The 18597-nt window shown below is 72.1% G+C and carries 24 protein-coding genes; 12 read left to right on the forward strand and 12 right to left on the reverse strand.

What is annotated here, in order from left to right; genetic code table 11:
• Nucleotides 1-57: 57 nt before the first annotated feature.
• Both ACFUPX_RS37220 and ACFUPX_RS37225 read right to left on the reverse strand, forming a co-directional pair.
• Nucleotides 58-567 carry a hypothetical protein gene (locus tag ACFUPX_RS37220; RefSeq protein ID WP_383332875.1) on the reverse strand — a complete coding sequence of 170 codons (510 nt, stop codon included), beginning with the start codon at nt 565-567 and terminating at the stop codon, nt 58-60.
• A gap of 205 nt (nt 568-772) precedes the next feature.
• Nucleotides 773-1747 carry a fibronectin type III domain-containing protein gene (locus ACFUPX_RS37225; protein ID WP_383332877.1) on the reverse strand — a complete coding sequence of 325 codons (975 nt, stop codon included), beginning with the start codon at nt 1745-1747 and terminating at the stop codon, nt 773-775.
• A 252-nt stretch (nt 1748-1999) separates the two neighbouring features.
• Between ACFUPX_RS37225 and ACFUPX_RS37230 the strand changes: the two genes are divergently transcribed.
• A complete protein-coding gene (locus ACFUPX_RS37230) occupies nt 2000-2737 on the forward strand; it encodes a glycoside hydrolase family 75 protein (protein ID WP_383332879.1) in 738 nt (245 codons plus the stop codon).
• Between the two features lie 10 nt (nt 2738-2747).
• On the opposite strand, the gene ACFUPX_RS37235 is transcribed toward ACFUPX_RS37230, so the two are convergent.
• From ACFUPX_RS37235 to dhaK, 3 genes are all read right to left on the reverse strand, one after another.
• Nucleotides 2748-3158, reverse strand: coding sequence for a PTS-dependent dihydroxyacetone kinase phosphotransferase subunit DhaM (locus tag ACFUPX_RS37235; RefSeq protein WP_383332881.1), 411 nt, complete (start codon nt 3156-3158; stop codon nt 2748-2750).
• On the reverse strand, nt 3151-3759 hold the full coding sequence (dhaL, locus tag ACFUPX_RS37240; RefSeq protein ID WP_383332883.1) for a dihydroxyacetone kinase subunit DhaL: 609 nt from the start codon (nt 3757-3759) through the stop codon (nt 3151-3153). The genes ACFUPX_RS37235 and dhaL overlap by 8 nt, the downstream gene beginning before the upstream one ends.
• Nucleotides 3760-3846: 87 nt before the next feature.
• A complete protein-coding gene (dhaK, locus tag ACFUPX_RS37245) occupies nt 3847-4839 on the reverse strand; it encodes a dihydroxyacetone kinase subunit DhaK (protein ID WP_383332885.1) in 993 nt (330 codons plus the stop codon).
• Nucleotides 4840-5162: 323 nt separating this feature from the next.
• On the opposite strand from dhaK, the gene ACFUPX_RS37250 reads away from it, so the two are divergent.
• Together ACFUPX_RS37250 and ACFUPX_RS37255 are read left to right on the forward strand one after the other, a co-directional pair.
• On the forward strand, nt 5163-5987 hold the full coding sequence (locus tag ACFUPX_RS37250) for an alpha/beta fold hydrolase (protein WP_383332887.1): 825 nt from the start codon (nt 5163-5165) through the stop codon (nt 5985-5987).
• Nucleotides 5988-6059: 72 nt separating this feature from the next.
• Nucleotides 6060-6851 (forward strand): alpha/beta hydrolase, encoded by a 792-nt coding sequence (locus ACFUPX_RS37255; RefSeq protein ID WP_383332889.1) that lies wholly within the window; start codon nt 6060-6062, stop codon nt 6849-6851.
• 1 nt (nt 6852) lies between these two features.
• Here ACFUPX_RS37255 and ACFUPX_RS37260 read toward each other — a convergent pair whose 3' ends face one another.
• The 3 genes from ACFUPX_RS37260 to ACFUPX_RS37270 all read right to left on the reverse strand — a co-directional run bounded on the left by ACFUPX_RS37260 (nt 6853) and on the right by ACFUPX_RS37270 (nt 8231).
• Nucleotides 6853-7479 (reverse strand): endonuclease, encoded by a 627-nt coding sequence (locus ACFUPX_RS37260; RefSeq protein WP_383332891.1) that lies wholly within the window; start codon nt 7477-7479, stop codon nt 6853-6855.
• A complete protein-coding gene (locus tag ACFUPX_RS37265; protein ID WP_383332893.1) occupies nt 7476-7961 on the reverse strand; it encodes a flavin reductase family protein in 486 nt (161 codons plus the stop codon). Before ACFUPX_RS37265 ends, ACFUPX_RS37260 begins: the two co-directional genes overlap by 4 nt.
• A 102-nt stretch (nt 7962-8063) precedes the next feature.
• Entirely contained in the window at nt 8064-8231 is a 168-nt protein-coding gene (locus ACFUPX_RS37270) for a hypothetical protein (protein WP_383332895.1), read from the reverse strand.
• Between the two features lie 151 nt (nt 8232-8382).
• On the opposite strand from ACFUPX_RS37270, the gene ACFUPX_RS37275 reads away from it, so the two are divergent.
• The 6 genes from ACFUPX_RS37275 (at nt 8383) to ACFUPX_RS37300 (ending at nt 14366) form a co-directional block, all read left to right on the forward strand.
• Nucleotides 8383-9900, forward strand: coding sequence for an SDR family oxidoreductase (locus ACFUPX_RS37275; protein WP_383332897.1), 1518 nt, complete (start codon nt 8383-8385; stop codon nt 9898-9900).
• A 73-nt stretch (nt 9901-9973) separates the two neighbouring features.
• On the forward strand, nt 9974-10561 hold the full coding sequence (locus ACFUPX_RS37280; RefSeq protein ID WP_383332899.1) for a sigma-70 family RNA polymerase sigma factor: 588 nt from the start codon (nt 9974-9976) through the stop codon (nt 10559-10561).
• On the forward strand, nt 10558-11313 hold the full coding sequence (locus ACFUPX_RS37285) for an anti-sigma factor domain-containing protein (protein WP_383332901.1): 756 nt from the start codon (nt 10558-10560) through the stop codon (nt 11311-11313). Before ACFUPX_RS37280 ends, ACFUPX_RS37285 begins: the two co-directional genes overlap by 4 nt.
• Before the next feature lie 46 nt (nt 11314-11359).
• Entirely contained in the window at nt 11360-12733 is a 1374-nt protein-coding gene (locus ACFUPX_RS37290; protein WP_383332902.1) for a cryptochrome/photolyase family protein, read from the forward strand.
• 269 nt (nt 12734-13002) lie between these two features.
• The gene (locus ACFUPX_RS37295; RefSeq protein ID WP_383332955.1) at nt 13003-13641 is read left to right on the forward strand and encodes a fasciclin domain-containing protein; all 639 of its coding nucleotides are present in this window, start codon (nt 13003-13005) and stop codon (nt 13639-13641) included.
• A gap of 158 nt (nt 13642-13799) precedes the next feature.
• Nucleotides 13800-14366: a rhodanese-like domain-containing protein gene (locus ACFUPX_RS37300; protein WP_383332904.1), complete on the forward strand. Its 567-nt coding sequence runs from the start codon at nt 13800-13802 to the stop codon at nt 14364-14366.
• 44 nt (nt 14367-14410) lie between these two features.
• Here the strand turns inward: ACFUPX_RS37300 and ACFUPX_RS37305 are convergent, their stop codons facing one another.
• The 4 genes from ACFUPX_RS37305 to ACFUPX_RS37320 all read right to left on the reverse strand — a co-directional run bounded on the left by ACFUPX_RS37305 (nt 14411) and on the right by ACFUPX_RS37320 (nt 16788).
• Nucleotides 14411-14995, reverse strand: coding sequence for a hypothetical protein (locus ACFUPX_RS37305; protein ID WP_383332906.1), 585 nt, complete (start codon nt 14993-14995; stop codon nt 14411-14413).
• Nucleotides 14995-16002, reverse strand: coding sequence for a DUF6286 domain-containing Asp23/Gls24 family envelope stress response protein (locus ACFUPX_RS37310; RefSeq protein WP_383332908.1), 1008 nt, complete (start codon nt 16000-16002; stop codon nt 14995-14997). The genes ACFUPX_RS37305 and ACFUPX_RS37310 overlap by 1 nt, the downstream gene beginning before the upstream one ends.
• Nucleotides 15999-16184: a hypothetical protein gene (locus ACFUPX_RS37315; RefSeq protein ID WP_361048666.1), complete on the reverse strand. Its 186-nt coding sequence runs from the start codon at nt 16182-16184 to the stop codon at nt 15999-16001. The genes ACFUPX_RS37310 and ACFUPX_RS37315 overlap by 4 nt, the downstream gene beginning before the upstream one ends.
• A gap of 79 nt (nt 16185-16263) precedes the next feature.
• On the reverse strand, nt 16264-16788 hold the full coding sequence (locus tag ACFUPX_RS37320; protein WP_383332911.1) for an Asp23/Gls24 family envelope stress response protein: 525 nt from the start codon (nt 16786-16788) through the stop codon (nt 16264-16266).
• Between the two features lie 180 nt (nt 16789-16968).
• Between ACFUPX_RS37320 and ACFUPX_RS37325 the strand changes: the two genes are divergently transcribed.
• The 3 genes from ACFUPX_RS37325 to ACFUPX_RS37335 are packed head-to-tail and all read left to right on the forward strand — an operon-like array spanning nt 16969 to nt 18553.
• A complete protein-coding gene (locus ACFUPX_RS37325) occupies nt 16969-17556 on the forward strand; it encodes an RNA polymerase sigma factor (RefSeq protein WP_383332913.1) in 588 nt (195 codons plus the stop codon).
• Nucleotides 17547-18209 carry a hypothetical protein gene (locus tag ACFUPX_RS37330; protein ID WP_383332915.1) on the forward strand — a complete coding sequence of 221 codons (663 nt, stop codon included), beginning with the start codon at nt 17547-17549 and terminating at the stop codon, nt 18207-18209. Before ACFUPX_RS37325 ends, ACFUPX_RS37330 begins: the two co-directional genes overlap by 10 nt.
• Nucleotides 18206-18553 carry an Asp23/Gls24 family envelope stress response protein gene (locus tag ACFUPX_RS37335; protein WP_383332917.1) on the forward strand — a complete coding sequence of 116 codons (348 nt, stop codon included), beginning with the start codon at nt 18206-18208 and terminating at the stop codon, nt 18551-18553. Before ACFUPX_RS37330 ends, ACFUPX_RS37335 begins: the two co-directional genes overlap by 4 nt.
• Nucleotides 18554-18597 lie beyond the last annotated feature (44 nt).

Raw genomic sequence — 18597 nt, forward strand, 5'->3', positions numbered from 1 at the left:
CCGGCGGCAGCCGCTCTTTCTTCGAAGCCCTGGCTCAGCCGGAGCCGTGACTGCGGATCAGAGCCGGTGCTGCGCGCCCCGGCGGCGCAGGTACCACGCGCCACCGCCGCCCGCGGCCAGGAGCACGAGGGCCCCGCCCGCGGCGAGGGTGTACGTGCCGTAGTCCTCGCTGCCGCCCCCGAGACCGCCCCGGACGCCGCGCGCGGGCGCCGTGGTGGACGAGGTGGTCGCCGTGGCCCCGACGGTGACCGTCTGGGAACCGGCCGCCGAACCGTCCTCGCAGACCACCGCCACCGTATGGACGCCGGTGGTGACGTTCTGCCAGGTGGCGCTGCCGTTCGTCAGTTCCGCTTGCCTACCTTGGGCGAAGCTGGCCTGGCCGTTGCTCATCAGCGAGGCGTCACCGCCGTTGGTGCAGGCGGCCGTGGTGACCGTGACCGTCGATCCCGTGGCGGTCACCGTGATCCCTCCGGCGGCGGACGCCGACGGAGCGGTCAGTGCCAGCGGAAGTGCAGCGGCGGCGGCGATGGTCAGGCCGGCGCGGACGAATATCCGAGTAGTACGCATGAGTCTGCCCTCCGGTGACACGGGAGGCGGTACATCCCATGCGCCGCCGAGGGTAGGGGAGCGCCCGTGCTACCTGACGGCGAGCCAACGCGCCCTTCGCCCGGGCCGCATGCGGACAGCCACCGGGCAGGTGACGGAATCCTTCGTACGGCCGACAGCTGACCCGGCGTCATGGGTGTCCTCGGCCTCGTGGGCGCCTCGGGCGTCAGCCGGTGGTGACCGTCCGTTCGGCGGAGTAGCCGCCCCAGGTCCCGTCGGGGAGCTTGGCCCTGAGCTTCACGCGGTGGGTGTCCCCCGGTTCCTTGCCCACGTAGAAGCTGTGGGTGGCCTTCTTCCGGGGCGCCGTCCCGCCGAACACCAGCGAGGTGGCGGTCTTGCCGTCGAGGTGGATCTGATACTCCGCCACCGCGCCGCCGGTGTGCGGCGGCGTCCAGGCCAGGTCGATGTAGTACGCCCCGTCGGCGTGGCGGGTCTTCGCGCGGAAGTCCGTCGGCGCGGTGCCCCGGCCGTCGTCCTGGCCCGCCGCGGTGGTCAGGCGGACGGTGCGGCTCGCGGGCGAAGCGTTGTCGGCGGCGTCGAGGGCCTTGACGGTGAAGCGGTAGTCCGTGCCGGGACGCAACCCCGTGAGGAGGGTCTCGCGCTCGCTCCCGGCCACGCTGTGGATCTTCGACGTGCCTTGGTAGATCTCGTACGAGGCGATGCCCTGGTCGTCCTTCGACGCGCCCCAGGACAGTTTCACCGCCCGGCTGCCCTCGACGGTGCCGCGTGCGGAGCCCGGACGGGACGGCGGCTCGCGGTCCGCGGTGGCCGCGGCGGGCGTGGTCACCGTCAGCTTTCTGCCGGCGGGGCCGACGTTCCCCTCGGCGTCGCGGGCGCGGACGGTGAAGGTGTAGGTCGTGGACGGCTTCAGGCCGACGACGTCCACCATGTGTGTGCGGCTCGGCACGCGCTTGACCCTGGTGGCGCCCCGGTACACGTCGTAGCCGGTGACCCCGGTGTCGTCCGTGGCCTGGTTCCACATGACGTGGGCGGTGGTGGCGCTGCCCGCCTGGACGGTGACGCCCCGGGGGGCGGCCGGGGGCTGCACGTCCTTCGCGTCCTGGTCGCTGCCCCAGGTGCAGGCGGTGAGGGTGGCGGCGGTGACGGCCAGGAGGGCAACTGGGTGGGGGGTCCGTCGCACGGTCGTGCCTTCCGTTCGGGCGGCATTGGTCCGGACCTATTTGACACAGGTGTCGGGTGCACATCAAGAGGGTGTGCGTGCGCTGTCCGGGCCCTGAGCGGCGGCCGAGGTGTAGGAGCCGGGACAGATTGGGATGTCTGGTCACGTGCTTCAGGCCGGGCGGCCGCCACTCGCTCGACCAGCCGTCACCTGTCCGACCGGCCGTCCTCGTCCGACCCGCCGTCAGTTTCCGTCTAGGGAAGGTCCTTTCTCGTGCGCACCAGAATCACGACGCTCGCCGTCGCCGCCGGAGCCGCCCTGCTCTCGCCCGCGTCACTGCCCGCCGCGGCCTATCCGCAGCAGAGCGAGCCGAGCAGCAACTCGGCCCAGAGCAGTGCGAGTTCAGCCGATCCGGCCACCCAGGAGGGAACCGTCTCCGCCGCCGCGCTCCTCGCCGCCGCCGACACCTGTCAACAGGTCTCGCGCGGCAAGTACCGTACGGACGACGGCGCCCGCGCGGACATCCCCGTCTGCGGGAAGCGGGGAGCGGTGTTCTGGAAGGCCGACATGGACATCGACTGCGACGGCCGGCCGAGCAAGGCCTGCAACCGGCGCACGGACCCGCTGTTCCAGCCCGCCACCGCGTTCCAGGAAACCAACGGCCGCCAGCTGAGCTCGGAGCGCCTGCCGTACGTCGTCGTGCCGGGCGCGAGCAACCGCTGGAACCACGCGAAGCACGGCATCACGGGCGGCTCGGTGGCCGCCGTGATCCACCAGGGCAAGGTCCTGTACGCGGTCGTCGGCGACACAGGACCCACCGACCTCATCGGCGAGGCGTCCTACGCGGCGGCGAAGTCGCTCGGCATCCGCCCCGACCCCAGGTCGGGCGGCACCGACGCGGAGGTCACCTACATCCTCTTCAAGGGGCCCAAGGCGTCGCCCATCGAGAACCACCGGGCCGCGGTCACCCGAGGTGACGCGCTGGCCCGGCAGTTCCTGCGCCAGAACTGACCGCTTGGCCTCACACCTTCCGGTAGGAGTACGCCTCCGCCGCCGCGGCCTCTACCGCGGCGGCGTCGGCGCCCGCCGACGCCGCCACCATCGCCGCGACCGCGCCCTCCACGAACGGGGCGTCCACCAGACGGGCGCCGTCCGGGAGCTCGTCGCCCTCGGCGAGCAGCGCCTTCACGGTGAGGACCGCGCTGCCCAGGTCGGTGAGGATGGCGATGCCCGCGCCGCGGTCCACCTTCGCCGCGGCCTGGGCGATCAGGTCCGAGCTCGTACCGAAGCCGCCGTCCTCGGTGCCGCCCGCGGCGGCCACCGGCGCGGTCTCGCCGCCGCCCGCGAGCCCGGTGGCCAGCGCGGCGACCGATTCGGCGACGGGGCCGCTGTGCGAGACGAGGACGATGCCGACCAGCTTGTCGTCACTCACGACCGGCCTCCGCGGTCTGCGCGAGCGCGTCGAAGAGCAGCGCGGATGAGGTGGCCCCCGGATCCTGGTGCCCGATGCTGCGCTCACCCAGATAACTGGCCCGCCCCTTGCGCGCCTGGAGGGGCGTCGTGGCGAGGGCGCCTTCGTTCGCGGCGTCGCGCGCCGCGTCGAACGACTCCGTGAGCGCGTCGACCGCGGGGACGAGGGCGTCCAGCATCGTCTTGTCTCCGGGCACGGCGCCACCGAGCGCGCCGACCGCGTCGACGCCGGTGCGCAGCGCGTCGGCGAACTCCTGCCGGCCGACCTCGGAGGCGTCGCCGAGGGCCTTGCCGGTCCGTCGGAGCAACGTTCCATAAAGCGGCCCCGACGCACCCCCCACGGTAGAGATCAACTGCCGCCCGGCCAGGGTGAGTACGGCTCCCGGAGTGGTGGGCGCCTCCTTCTCCAGCGTGGCCGACACGGCGGCGAACCCGCGCTGCAGATTGCTGCCGTGGTCGGCGTCACCGATCGGCGAGTCCAGCTCGGTGAGCCGCTGCGCCTCCCGGTCGACGAGGGCGGCGGCCGAGGTCAGCCACTGACGGAAGAATGCGGCATCGAGCACGGAAACTCCTTGCGCGGTAGAGCGGTAGAACGGTCGGGGTCGAGATTCCACGTGGTGTACGTGGTGTGCGTGGTGACGGCCGAGGGGTCAGACACCCCAGCGGAGCCCGGCGGTACGCACCGGCGCGTTCCAGAGCCGCAGCAGCTCCTCGTCGACCTGGCACAGGGTCACGGAGGCCCCGGCCATGTCCAGCGAGGTCACGTAGTTGCCGACCAGTGTGTGCGCCACGACGACGTCACGTTCGGCGAGGACACGCTGGACCTCGGCATTGAAGCCGTACAGCTCGAGCAGGGGAGTGGCCCCCATGCCGTTGACGAGCACGAGCACCGGATTACGCGGACGGAGATCCTCCAGTACGACGTCCACGGCGTAGTCCGCGATCTCGCTGGACGTCATCATCGACCGCCGCTCACGGCCGGGCTCGCCATGGATTCCGACGCCCAACTCCAGCTCACCGGTGGGCAGATCGAAGGTGGGGCTGCCCTTGGCGGGCGTGGAGCAGGCGGTGAGCGCGACCCCGAAACTCCGCGCGTTCTCGTTCACCTGCCGCGCGATCGCCTCGACCCGCTCCAACGGCATGCCCTCGTCGGCCGCCGCCCCGGCGATCTTCTCCACGTAGAGCGTCGCACCGGTGCCGCGCCGCCCGGCCGTGTACAGACTGTCGGTGACGGCCACGTCGTCGTTGACGAGCACCTTGGCGACCTGGATGCCCTCGTCCTCGGCGAGCTCGGCGGCCATGTCGAAGTTCAGGACGTCACCCGTGTAGTTCTTCACGACGAACAGCACGCCCGCCCCGCTGTCGACGGCGGCCGCCGCCCGCACCATCTGATCGGGCACGGGCGAGGTGAACACCTCGCCGGGACAGGCGGCCGACAGCATCCCCGGCCCCACGAAACCGCCGTGCAGCGGTTCGTGCCCCGACCCTCCGCCGGAGACGAGGGCGACCTTTCCGGCGACGGGAGCGTCCTTGCGCACGATCACGCGATTCTCCACGTCGATCGTCAGATCGGGATGCGCGGCAGCCATCCCCCGCAGCGCGTCCGCGACGACCGTCTCCGCCACGTTGATCAACATCTTCATGGGTACCTCCTGGTGGGGTAGGCAGTTAAGCCTCTGGGCTGGGTCTTTGCGGGTCAAGTCGGCTGCCGTCGAGATCTGTGGAACTGAGGCCAGTATCCAGGGAACGGCGCCACTGGAGGGGTGTGGCGCCGTACGTCCGGCGGATCTGGCGGAGGCGGCCCCCACGGGCGACAGCGGCGTCCGTACGAGTTCTCGGCGCGCACGGTATGGAACCTTGCCCCCGGCCCTGCCACGATTTGCCTCACCTGAGTCGGTCGCCGAGACGGACAGCGGCGCCGACACGGACACCGAGACCGATACCGGCTGCTGACGGGAGTGCTCTCATGGGCAACTTCATCACGACGCACGACGGAACGGGCATCTTCTACAAGGACTGGGGCGCCGGCAGGCCGGTGGTGTTCAGCCACGGCTGGCCGTTGAACGCCGACGCCTGGGACGACCAACTGCACCTGGTCGCCTCGCACGGCTACCGCGCGATCGCGCACGACCGGCGCGGCCACGGCCGCTCCGACCAGCCGTGGAACGGCAACGACATGGACACCTACGCCGACGACCTCGCCCAGCTGATCGAGAGCCTCGACCTGCGCGACGCCGTGCTGGTCGGGCACTCGACCGGCGGCGGTGAGGTAACCCGCTACATCGGCCGCCACGGCACCTCCCGCGTAGCCAAGGCCGTCCTGCTGGGCGCGGTGCCGCCTCTCATGCTCAAGACCGACACCAATCCGCAGGGCCTGCCGATCGCGGCGTTCGACGCCATCCGTTCGGGCGTGTCGCAGGACCGTTCGCAGTTCTACGCGGAACTGAGCCTGCCGTTCTACGGGTTCAACCGGCCCGGCGCGAAGGTCTCGCAGGGAGTGTCGGACGCGTTCTGGCTGCAGAGCATGCAGGTCGGGCTCAAGGGCGCCCTCGACTGCGTCCGCGCGTTCTCCGAGACCGACTTCACCGACGATTTGGGGCGCTTCGACGTCCCCACCTTCATCGCGCACGGCGACGACGACCAGATCGTGCCGATCGTGGCCGCGGGCCTGGAGTCCGCCAAGCTCGTCAAGGACGCGAGGCTGAAGGTCTATCCGGGCGCTCCGCACGGTCTCGTGGGCGCGTACAAGGACGAGTTCAACGCCGATCTGCTGGCGTTCCTGGCCTCCTGATCCCTCCCCGGAAGCCGCCACCCAGTTCATCAAGTCGGTCCACCCCACGGCCCGTTGAAGGAGCGAACACTCATGAAACCGGACACCGTCGTCCTCATCCACGGCTTCTGGGTGACACCCCGCAGCTGGGAACACTGGATCACCCGCTACCAGTCCCAGGGGTACCGGGTGCTGGCCCCGGCCTACCCCGGTTTCGAGGTGGAGGTGGAGGCGCTCAACGCCGACCCCACCCCGATCGAGGAACTCACCGTTCCCTCGGTCATCTCGTCCCTGGAGAAGCTGATCGGCGGCCTCGGCACGCAGCCGGTCATCATGGGCCACTCCGCCGGCGGAGTGTTCACCCAGATCCTGCTCGACCACGGATACGGCTGCGCCGGAGTGGCCATCAACTCCGCGCCCACCGAAGGGGTGGTGACGGTCCCGCTGTCGCAGCTGAAGGCGTCGTTCCCGGTGCTGAAGAACCCGGCCAACCGGCACAAGGCCGTCGGGTTCACCTACGACCAGTGGCGCTACGCCTTCACCAACACCTTCCCCGAGGACGAGTCCCGCGCCCTGTACGAGCGCTATCACATACCCGCGTCCGGCCAGGTCTTCTGGGGCAGTGCGCTGGCCAACATCCACCCCGGCCACGCCGACTCGTACGTGAACTACCGCAACGACGACCGGGCTCCGCTGCTGTTCGTCTCGGGTGAGAACGACCACCTGATGCCGCCGAAGCTCCAGCAGTCCAACGCCAAGCACTACAAGTCGAACACCGTCACCGAGGTCGTCGAGTACCCGGGGCGCTCCCATCTGATGCCCGCCCAGGCCGGTTGGGAGGAGATCGCCGACCACGCATTGGCCTGGGCCCTCGAACACACCTGACTCAGTGCTTCGGCTCGCGGGCGAGGGCGGCCCGGACGAGCGCCGCGGCCGCCACGCCCGGCTTCGCGTCGCCCGCGAGCCGCAACAGCTCGGACGTGCCGCGGGGCAGACCGAGGCGCTCGGCTCCCCGCAGCACCTTGGCGTCGAAGCAGGGTGCGTACTCGGTCCATACGTCCTGCACCTCGCGCAGGAAGATGCCCGCGCCGGTGGGCCCGATGCCCGGCACCTGACGCAGCAGCCGTTTCAGGGCCGCCTCGTCGCCGTCGGCCCTTTCACGCATCCGGCGCACGTCACCGCCCCACTCGTCGAGCACAAGGCGGGCGCCGTCGCCGAGCTGCGTCGCGGTCCGTTCGTCGTAGCGGCGGTAGCCCCCACGGCCCAGGGCGTCCACCCGCCGCTGCCAGGAAGCATCGGCCATCTGTCGCGGGCCGCGCATCCCGGCGTCGTACAGCGCACGGGTGCTCGCCACCGCGACGGATGCCCGGATCCGGGCGCTGAGCAGGCAGGACAGCACGAGCGTGCGGTAGAGCGGCCGGGGCGTGTCGGTCAGCCGGATGCCCGCCTCCGCCGCGTACGTCTGCCCCGAAGTCCTGAGGAGTTCCCGCATCACGGCCTGCCGGCCGGTCATCCCGGGTGGCCGGGTTCGAAGTCGGTGACGTCGCTCAGGCGCAGCAGCTTCTCGTACGGCGGCGGGTCGGCGCCCGCCTCCACCGGAGTGAGGTGGAAGCCCACGTGATCTCCCCAGTCGGCCTGCCGCTCGATTCTGCCGACCCACCAGGCGCAGGAGTCCGTGAGCACGGGGGTCCCGCCCGTGCGCGGCTCCCACCGGACGTCGGCGAACTTGTCGACACGCCGGCCGCACTCACCACCGAACAGCCGCGCCACGTCGTGCTGATCGTGCCTGAGCAGATGCACGCCGAGGAACGCGGCGTCCCGGGCCACCCGATACGTGTGGTTCGCCCGGGACAGCCACACCACGAAGCGCGGCGGATCCATCGCACACTGCGAGGCGAAGCCGACCAGGCAGCCCGCAGGCGCACCGTCGGCAGCCGCCGTCACCACCTGCATCGGGTAGTCGAGGCGGTCGGTGAACCCGTCGACAGCAACCAAAGCGACAGCCTTTCCTGGGCGGGCCGGGCAATCCAGGTACCCACGGCAGTGGGGCGCACCCAAGTACTTGGGTGCGCCCCACTGCGCATACGCGGTCCCGCGTCAGATCAGGTCGTCGTCCATGTCCTGACGACGCTGCGCGCGCTCCTCGCCCGGCGCGCGCTCCTGCTGGCGGCGCTCGGCGGCCTGGTCACGCTCCTGCGGCTTCGGCTGGCCCGGCTGACCGGGGTTCTGACGGGACCGGTTGGGAGGCTGCTTTCCCTTGCCCATGAGTTTCACTCCTAGTGAGGGCGAATTGGTTTTCTCATCGTGGCACGTGCGATTACCCACCGCATATCAGACGATTGCGGTGCGTGATAGTCCCTGGTGGGTGGGTGTGGGATGGTGAAGCCGAGTACGTCACCCGAGGCCGGAGGTACCGATGGACAGCGGCGAAGGTGCGCAGGGGCTGCGCTGCCTGGTGACCGGGGCGACCGGTTACATCGGAGGGCGCCTCGTGCCCGAACTGCTCGACGCGGGGCACCAGGTGCGCTGCCTGGCCCGCTCGCCCGAGAAGCTGCGCGACTACCCCTGGGCCGGGCGGGCCGACGTGGTGCGGGGCGACGCGTCCGACGCCGAGTCGGTCGGGGCGGCCATGCGGGACATCGACGTCGCGTACTACCTCATCCACGCGCTCGGCACCGGCTCCGGCTTCGAGAAGAAGGACCGTGAGACGGCCCGCATCTTCGCCGAGCAGGCCCGCGCCGCGGGCGTGCGCCGCATCGTCTACCTGGGCGGGCTGACCCCCGAAGGCATCCCGGAAGAGAATCTCTCGCCCCATCTGCGGTCACGGGCCGAAGTGGGCCGGATCCTCCTGGAGTCGGGCGTGCCGACCACCATGCTCCGCGCCGCCGTGATCATCGGTTCCGGCTCCGCGTCCTTCGAGATGCTGCGCTACCTCACCGAACGGCTGCCGGTCATGGTCACGCCCAGCTGGGTGCGCACCCGGATCCAGCCCATCGCCGTACGCGACGTCCTGCGCTACCTCGTGGGCAGCGCCACCATGCCCGACGACGTCAGCCGCGGCTTCGACATCGGCGGCCCCGACGTCGTCACCTACCGCGAGATGATGCGCCGTTACGCGTCCGTGGCGAAGCTGCCCCACCGCCTGATCCTGCCGGTCCCCATGCTCAGCCCGGGTCTCTCCAGCCACTGGGTCGGCCTGATCACCCCCGTACCGGCCTCGATCGCCCGCCCCCTCGCGGAATCGCTGCGCTACGAAGTCGTCTGCCACGAGCGCGACATCGCCCGGTACGTCCCCGACGCGCCCGGCATCCCGATCAGCTTCGACACGGCGCTCGCGCTGGCCCTCAAACGGGTCAAGGACGCCCAGGTCAGCACCCGTTGGTCGTCCGCTTCGGTACCCGGCGCCCCCAGCGACCCGCTGCCCACCGACCCCGACTGGTCGGGCGGCAGCCTCTACACCGACTGCCGGGAACAGGCCGTCGACGCATCCCCGGAGGCCCTGTGGCGCGTCGTGGAAGGCGTGGGGGGCGACAACGGCTGGTACTCCTTCCCGCTGGCCTGGGCGGTGCGCGGCTGGCTCGACCGGCTCGTCGGCGGGGTCGGGCTGCGCCGGGGCCGCCGTGACGCCCAGCGGCTGCGGGTGGGGGACCCGCTGGACTTCTGGCGGGTCGAGGAGATCGAACCGGGCCGGCTGCTGCGGCTGCGGGCCGAGATGCGGCTGCCGGGCCTCGCCTGGCTGGAGATGTACGCGGAACAGGACGACAAGGGCCGCACGCGCTACCGGCAGCGGGCGCTCTTCCATCCGCACGGACTGCTGGGGCACGCGTACTGGTGGAGTGTCTCGCCGTTCCACGCGCTCGTCTTCGGCGGCATGGCACGCAACATCACGCGTACGGCCGAACAGCGCACCGCCGGGACCACGGAGAAAACGTGACCCAGGGGCAATCCGGCGCCGCACCGGCTCCGAATCACCTCTGAAGGCGACCAGCGTCCAGGAGGATCACCGGGTGAACGAAGTAGTGCACATCAGCGGAGCCCCCTCCGCCGGCCCCGATCTGCCCGAACTGCTGAGCCGGGTGGCCCGCGGCGGCGACCAGCAGGCCTTCGCCTCGCTGTACGACGCCGTCTGCTCGCCCGTCCTGGGGCTCGTGCGCACGGTGCTGCGCGACCCGGCCCAGTCCGAGGAGGTCGCCCAGGAGGTGCTGGTGGAGGTGTGGCGTACCGCCGCCCGCTACCGGCCGGAACGGGGGAGTGTCATGAACTGGGTCCTTACGATGGCCCACCGCAGAGCGGTGGACCGCGTGCGGTCCGTACAGGCCTCGGCCGAGCGCGACCACAAGGCGGCGCTGCTCGAACGCACACCCGCCTTCGACGAGGTGAGCGAGCAGGTGGAGAACCGCCTGGAGCGCGAGCAGGTGCGCCGCTGTCTGCGCACCCTGACCGAACTCCAGCGGCAGTCGGTGACCCTGGCCTACTACCGGGGACTGACCTACCGGGAGGTCGGCGAGCTCCTGTCCGTGCCCCTGGGGACGGTCAAGACCCGGCTGCGCGACGGTCTGATCCGGCTGCGCGACTGCCTGGGGGTGAGCGCATGAGCGCCGCCGATCTGCACACGCTGACGGGTGCGTACGTTCTGCACGCCCTCTCGGACGAGGAGCGCGCGGAGTTCGAGCGGCACCTGGAGGTGTGCGAGGCCTGCGCCCAGGAGGTGAGCGAACTGGCCGCGACGGCGGGCCGACTCGCCCGCGCCGTGTCGGTCGCCCCTCCGGCGCACATGAAGACCGAGGTGCTGCGGCAGATCGCCACGGTCCGCCAGCTGCCCCCGCACATGCCCACGCAGACCAGGGCCTCGGGCGGCAACGGCCGCGGACACCGGCTGTCCCGCTTCGCCCTCGCCGCGTGCCTGGCCCTCGCCGCGGGTTTCGGCGGGATCGCCGTATGGCAGAACCAACGGGCCGACGAGGCGAGCGAGCAGGCGCAGCAGGCGCAGCGCCAGTCCGAGCAGCTGGCCCAGGTGCTCGCCGCGCCGGACGCCAAGGCCTCCACCGGCCGGCTCTCGGACGGTGCGACCGGCACGGTCGTGGTGGCCAAGAGCCTCAACCAAGCCGCCTTCGTGGCCGCGAAGATGCCCGAGCCGCCCTCGGGCAAGGTGTATCAACTGTGGTTCAACGACGACGGGACGATGCGCTCGGCCGGTCTGATGGATCCGGGCCGCAGCACCGAAGCGGTGCTGCTCGACGGTCCGGTGGACCAGGCATCGGGCATCGGCATCACCGTTGAACCCGCCGGTGGCTCCAAGGAGCCGACGACCGATCCGGTGGCCCTGATGAACTTCCCCTCGGCATGAGGCACGAGGAGCCGCAGAGAATGACTGTCTTGAGGAGCCGCAGAAAGTGACCGTCTCGATCGTCCTCTTCACCTCCGATCTGCGGCTGCACGACAACCCGGCGCTGCGGGCCGCACTGCACGACGCGGACCGGATCGTCCCCCTGTTCGTGTACGACGACGGGGTGCGGGCCACGGGCTTCGCCGTCCCGAACCGAAGTGCCTTCCTCGCCGACTGCCTGACGGACCTGGACGCGGGGCTGCGCAAGCGCGGCGGCCGTCTCGTGGTCCGCAGCGGCGATGTCGTCGACCAGGTCCACCGGGTGGCCACGGAGACCGGCGCGACGCGGGTGCACGTCGCGGCCGGAGTGAGCCGGTACGCGACGCGGCGCGAGGAGCGGCTGCGGGCCGCCCTCGGCGACACCGATTGCCGCCTCGTCGTGCACGACGCGGTGGTCACGGCGGTGACGCCGGGGGAGCTGCTCCCTTCGGGCAAGGACCACTACGCCGTGTTCACCCCGTACTTCCGGCGCTGGACGTCGGCGGGCGTACGGGACGTCCTGGCCGCCCCGCGCACGGTGCGGGTGGGCGACGTGACGTCGGAGCGGGTGCGGCCGCGCAAGGAGATCGACGACGTCTCGCCGGGTCTGGACACCGGCGGCGAGGACGCCGGGCGCAAGCGGCTGCGGTCCTGGCTCTCCGGGGGCGTCGCGGACTACGAGGACGGCCAGGACGACATCGCGCACGACGCCACGTCGCGCCTCTCGCCCCACCTCCACTTCGGCACCCTGTCGGCGGCCGAAGTCATCAACGAGGCGTCCCGTGAGGGCTCGTCGGGGGCCCAGGCGTTCATCCGGCAGCTGGCCTGGCGGGACTTCCACCACCAGGTGCTCGCGGCCCGCCCGGACGCGGCGGCCCACGACTACCGCTCGCGCGGCGACCGGTGGCGCACGAACAAGAAGGAGACCGCCGCCTGGCTCGAGGGACGCACCGGCTACCCCTTCGTGGACGCGGCGATGCGTCAGTTGAGCCATGAGGGCTGGATGCACAACCGGGGACGGATGGTGGTGGCGAGCTTCCTCACCAAGACCCTCTACGTCGACTGGCGCGTGGGCGCCCGGCACTTCCTGAGCCTCCTGGTGGACGGCGACGTCGCCAACAACCAGCTGAACTGGCAGTGGGCCGCGGGCACCGGGACCGACACCCGGCCCAACCGGGTCCTCAACCCCGTGATCCAGGGCAAGCGATTCGACCCGGGCGGCAGCTACGTACGCCGCTGGCTGCCCGAACTCGCCGATGTTCCCGACCGGTACATCCACGAGCCGTGGAAGCTCCGGGACCAGGACGGGGCGGGGGCGTCCGCCGACCGCCTCGACTACCCCGACCCGATCGTCGAGCTGGCCGAGGGCCGCGCCCGCTTCGAGCAGGCCCGCGGCGCCTGACCGGGGTGCCGGAGGGGCGGGTGTGCCCGATCGGGTGAATGTGGAAACCGGACCAATCCCCCGCCCTCTCCGTGACGAATTCCCTATGTGAGCGAAGAACGGAAGACGTGGGGACGGTGCACACGGACGGTGTGCCCGCAGCCCGGGACCCCTGGCCCCGGGACCGCTTCCGACGGCGCGACCGGCCGGAGCGCGGCAGTGGCCCCCGTGCCCTGATTCCGCCTGCTCCCGGCCACCCCATGCAACGACGCAAGGAGAAGACCATGTCCATGTACTCCAGCCGAATCCGCCGTACCGCGGTCGCCGTCGCAGCCACGGCGATGCTGCCGATCGCCCTGACGGCGTGCTCGGACAGCGGCGACAAGGACACCAAGGCCGCGGACTCCACGCCCAGCGCGAAGCAGACCAAGGCCGACGACTCCATGACCGGGGACGAGCCCTTCGGGCCGGCCTGTTCGTCGGTCCCGAAGGACGGCGCCGGCTCCTTCGACGGGATGGCGAAGGACCCGGTCGCCACCGCCGCGTCGAACAACCCGGAGCTGTCCACCCTGGTCACCGCGGTCAAGAAGGCCGGTCTGGTCGACACCCTGAACAACGCGAAGAACGTCACGGTGTTCGCGCCGACCAACGCCGCCTTCGCGAAGATCCCGAAGGCCGACCTGGACAAGGTCCTGAGCGACAAGGCCATGCTGACCAAGATCCTCACGTACCACGTGGTGGGTCAGAAGCTGGAGCCGCAGCAGCTGGAGAAGGGCTCCTTCGAGACGCTGGAGAAGAGCAAGCTCACCACCGCGGGCTCCGGCACGGAGTACAAGGTCAACGACACGTCGAAGGTCGTCTGCGGCAACGTCCCGACGGCCAACGCCACGGTCTACATCGTCGACACCGTCCTGATGCCGAAGAGCTGACCGGCCGCCCCACCCCGAAAGCCTCCGCCGCCCTCCCCGGGGCAGCGGAGGCTTTCGGCGGTCGGCCGGGCGGCCCGACACACCGCCCAGCAGATACCCCTGGGGGTATTGAGGTCCGCCGAAGTGAGAGCCTTGGACCAACGAAAGGACAGCCCCACATGACTTTCCCCGCCGATCTGGCCCCCGCCCAGGCAGCAGCCAGCCTCGACCGCTACACCGTCATCGACGTCCGCACCCCGGGCGAGTACGCATCGGGCCACCTCCCCGGATCGCACAACATCCCCGTGGACCACCTGCACACGGTGCTGCCCGAGCTCAAGGCCGCCGCGGCCCGCGGCGAGCTCCTGATGGTCTGCGCCTCCGGAAACCGCTCCGCCACCGCGTGCACCGAGCTGGCAGGCGCCGACATCCCGGCGGCCACCCTGGCCGGCGGCACCACCGCCTGGGCCGCGCAGGGCCACCCGCTGCAGCCCTCCGAAGGCGCACCGAAGGCCTGGGCGATGGAGCGCCAGGTCCGGTTCGCCGCCGGGTCCCTGGTCGTCCTCGGCCTCGCCGCCGGAACCCGCTACCGGCCCGCACGCCTGCTGGCCGCCGGCATCGGCGCGGGCCTCGTCTTCTCCGCCGTGACCAACACCTGCGGCATGGCGGCTGTCCTGGCCAGGCTTCCCCACAACCGCCCTCGCGCCACCGACCTGCGCACCACGCTGGAAGAGCTTCAGCCGTAGCCGCTTGCGGGGGCCCTTGGGCCAACGGGCCCCTGTCGGCGCGCTCAGTGGATGCGGCGCGCCCGATGCGGCCGGGTCGTGAGGCGTACGTCGGCCTCCAGGACGCGCGGCGCCGCGGCCAGCCGTGCCTCGGCGACCGTGCCCCCGGCGAGCTCGCGCAGCACCGCCTCCGGGGACGCGTCGGGGTCCAGGACCAGCGTGATGCGGGCCCGCAGCCGCCTCGGGCGCCCGAGGAGGCGCACGTGGGCGCGGGCGACACCGTCGACGGCTCGGGCACCTTCGGCCATCGCGGCGGCCAGGGCCGTGGCGGAGAGCGTGACGCCGGGTTGGCCGAGCGGGAGTTCCCGCGGCCGCCCGCTGCGGATCTGGACGGTGGCCCAGCTCAGGAACAGGACGGCGCCGACGGCAAGGGCCGCGATCACGACGGGCTGCCACCAGCCGTGGTCGCGCCAGCGGCCGAGCAGCTCCTGGTCCAGCCACACCCGGTCGGCGCCGATGCGGGGGAAGCCCGACGGCAGCCGGTCGCGCACGGGGGCGGCCGCGGAGGCCAGCGCGGCTCCGGCGGCCAGGAGAACCGCCGCCACGCAGAACAGGGTCGAGCGGTTCGTGCCGCCACGGAGTCGGCTCATCAGGGGGTGCTCCTCTCCACCGGGGCGGGCCCGCGATCCGGCGCGGGCCCAGGTCCGGGCCCGGGTGCCGGACCGGCGGCAGGCGGCGCGGGGGCACGCCAGGCGGCTTCCGTCCGCAGCCGCACGCGCAGCCGCAGCGGTCCGGCGAGGCCGAGCCGGTCGGCCGCGGCCCCGGCGGCCTCGCACGCCGCCCGCCGCGCGTCGTCCGGTTCACCGAAGTCGAGCCCGGCGCGCACCCGTGCCGTGCGGCGGCCGACCCGGACCCGGACGCGGCCGACCCCGGGCACGTCGGTCACCGCGTCCCGCAGGAGCGCCGCGACCGCCCGCCGCTCCAGGACCGCGTGCACGCCCGGCAGCGGTGGCCTCATCGGGAGAGCGCCGCGACGGCCCGGCGTGAGGGCCAAGACCAGCAGCCACACGCCGAGCGCGAACACGGCGAGCGCGGCGAGGACGCCCGGGGCGCCGGCACTGTCCGGGCCGTGCGTGGAGAGCCACTCCATCACCTGGACCCGCCACCGCGCGGGAGCGCGCCCCGCCGCGTGCACGGACACCACGTCGTACAGCAGCACACCGCAGACCGCCGCCGCGACGAGCGCGAACACCGCCACCGGCAGGCGGCGTTGGGACCACGGACGGCGCGCGCGGGCCCCGGCCGCCCCGGCGGCCACGGCGGCGGCGACCGCAGGCTCGAACCGCTCGGCGGACCGCGCCTGGCGGGACAGGCCCCGTACCCGGATCCGCGCGGAGGGCACGGTGAGACCGGTGAGCAGGGCGGTGCGCTCGGCGACGTGCGAGCGAACGCTCTCGCCCGCCTCGTCGAGCACGGCGGGGTAGGGCAGGGTCACGGTGACGGCGACCCGGGCCCGCCGGCCCCGGACGGCCGCCGAACCCCGGCCGGCCTCGACCGCGCCGGGTGCCAGGGCCTCCGTCGCCGCCCGTTCCGCGATGCGGCGCACCGCACGGTCCGCGATGGTCGTCGTACCGCGCTCCGCCGAGGGCGTGGTCATCGGCGCTCCCGGTCGCGCCCGCCGAGGAAGGCACGCAGATCCGTGCCCTCGTCCACGAGGCGCCCCAGGACGAAACCGACCGCGCCGAGCGCGGCGACCAGAAGGAACGCGCCGAAGCCGCCGAACCATCCGGCGAATCCCAGGGCCATGCCCGCCAGCAGACCGACCAGAGCTGTGCTCACCACTCACCTCACACCACAGAGAAGGGACGTCTGACACCACGGAAGGTGACGTGACGGCTGGGCCGCGCGGGGCGGTGCGCTACTCGACGCGCGTCTCGCCGCCGGTGTCCGCGGTGTCGTCGTCGGGCAGGCGGATGTCGTTGACGGCGACGTTCACCTCGACCACCTCGAGGCCGGTGATGCGCTCCACCGCCGAGATGACGTTCTCGCGCACGTCATGGGCGACGTCCGTGATGGGCACGCCGTACTCGACGACGATGTCCAGGTCGATCGCCGTCTGCCGCTCGCCGACCTCGACCTTGACCCCGCGGCCGACGTTGGGGCGGCCGCCGGGAACACGGTCGCGCACGGCGCCGATGGTGCGGGAGAGGCCGCCGCCCATGTCGTACACGCCGGGAATCTCGCGGGCCGCCATTCCGGCGATCTTCACGACCACGACGTCGGCGATCGACGTCTTGCCCCGGGTCGCCGCCGGCTGGCTCGCGCCCGTGGCGCCGGTGACGGTGGTGGCTCCGAGAGCGCTCGTCCTCTGCGTCCCGCCGGAGAGGTCCTTCTCGGTGCCGCCGGATACGGCCGCGTTCGAAGTCAGGTCCTGCGTCGCCATGGTGGCATCTCCTCGTCGTCAGGGATTGCTCGGTTCCTCATCTGCTCCGACCCGGGCGCCGTACGCCCGTTACGCGCCTCCCGCGAATTTCTTCCCCCGGCATGTAGCGTTCCGGGGCCGCGTAACGCGGCGGGCCTTTCGTGTGTCGTACGAGCACGACCGAAGTGAGAGGAGCCGCGTGTGCCGGGCGACCGGGGAGGAACACCCGAGGAAGCGGACGCGTCCTCACGACGTGAGGACGGCCTCCTCGCGGTGCGGGCGGCGGAGGGTGACGAGGAGGCCTTCGAGGCGCTCGTGCACCGCCACGCACCCATGGCGCTGCGCCTTGCCACGCGCCTGCTCGGGAGCCGACCGGAGGCGGAGGACGCCGTGCAGGACTCCTTCGTCAGTGCCTGGCGCAAGCTGCCGGAGTTCCGCAGGGACGCGCAGTTCGGAACGTGGATCTACCGCATCGTCACCAACCGCTGCCTGAACGTGCTGCGCTCGCGGCGGCCGGTCGTCGCTCTGGACGGCCTGCCCGAGCCCTCCGCGCCGGAGCACGCGTTCTCGCCCGCGAGGGCGGCCGAGGGACACGCGGCCGTGGCGGACCTGGCACGGGCGATGGAGGGGCTCTCGCCGGAGCAGCGGGTGTGCTGGGTGCTGCGCGAACTGGACGGCGCGCCCTACGAGTCCATCGCCGAGACGGTCGGCATCAGTCCGGAGGCGGTCCGCGGCCGGGTCTTCAGGGCGCGGCGCTATCTGACGGAGGCGATGGCCGAATGGCGATGAACGGGGAATCCGTACCGGACGACGAGCGGGAGGCGGGCTTCGGAGTGCTGCCTGAGGACGAACTGCTGCCCTGCGGGCGCGAGTTGTCACACGTATGGGAACAGTGGGAGGCGGGCGTGCCCGACCCCCACGCCGACACCTGCCCGCACTGCGCGCAGGCTCTGGACGCCTTGCGGAGCCTCGAGGGAATCGTCACGCAGACGCGTGAGGTGACGCCGCGGGAGCCGGACGCCTCCGCGCTCACCGGCCGTGTCATGGACGTGGTGCGCCTCGAACTGCGGCCGGGCAGGACGCTGCCGCTCGGCGACGAGACCGAGGACGCGTGGATCGTGGAGGCCGCCGCCGCCCGGACGGTCCGGGCCGCGGCCGAGTCGCTGCCGGGCGTGCGCGCGGGCAGCTGCCGCATCGGACCGCTGGACGACGAGGGCTCCCTGGCGCGCGGGCCGCTCAGGGTCCGCGTCGAGGTCCAGGTCCCGCTCACGTGGGACCTGCCCGCGATCGCGGACCGGGTGCGCAACCAGGTGCTCGAAGCCGTGGACGGCGAGCTGGGCATGCGGATCGCGGCCGTCGACGTGACGATCACCGATGTCATCGACGACGACAGCAACGACGGCGACGACAGCGACGACAGCGTGGAAGGACGGCGGCAGTGAGCGATCGAGAAGATTCCCGCACGCTGGCGGACGCCGTCAAGGAGGCGGTCCTCGGCACTCCGGGGGTGGCCTTCCTGCGGCCGGGGCTCGCGGACCTCCTGCGCTCATCGGCCCTGCTGAGACGGGGGCTCCCCAGCACTCCGGCGGGCTCCGCGGGGGTGCAGGTGCGGCGGCAGAAGGACACCGAGGACTGGAGCGTGGAGGTGTACGTCGTGCTTCGCCGGGGACGGCGGGCCCTGGACGTGACACGAGAAGTGCGCTCGGCCGCGGCGGACGCCGTTCGGCGAGTGACCGGGGTTGCGACCGCGCCCGCCGTCACGGTCACGGTCACCGGCCTCGTCTGAGGTCACGCCTGGCAGGGGTCCGAGGCCCAGGACCGTTTCGCCGT

This window comes from Streptomyces sp. NPDC057302 (assembly GCF_042667685.1).
Lineage (GTDB): Bacteria > Actinomycetota > Actinomycetes > Streptomycetales > Streptomycetaceae > Streptomyces.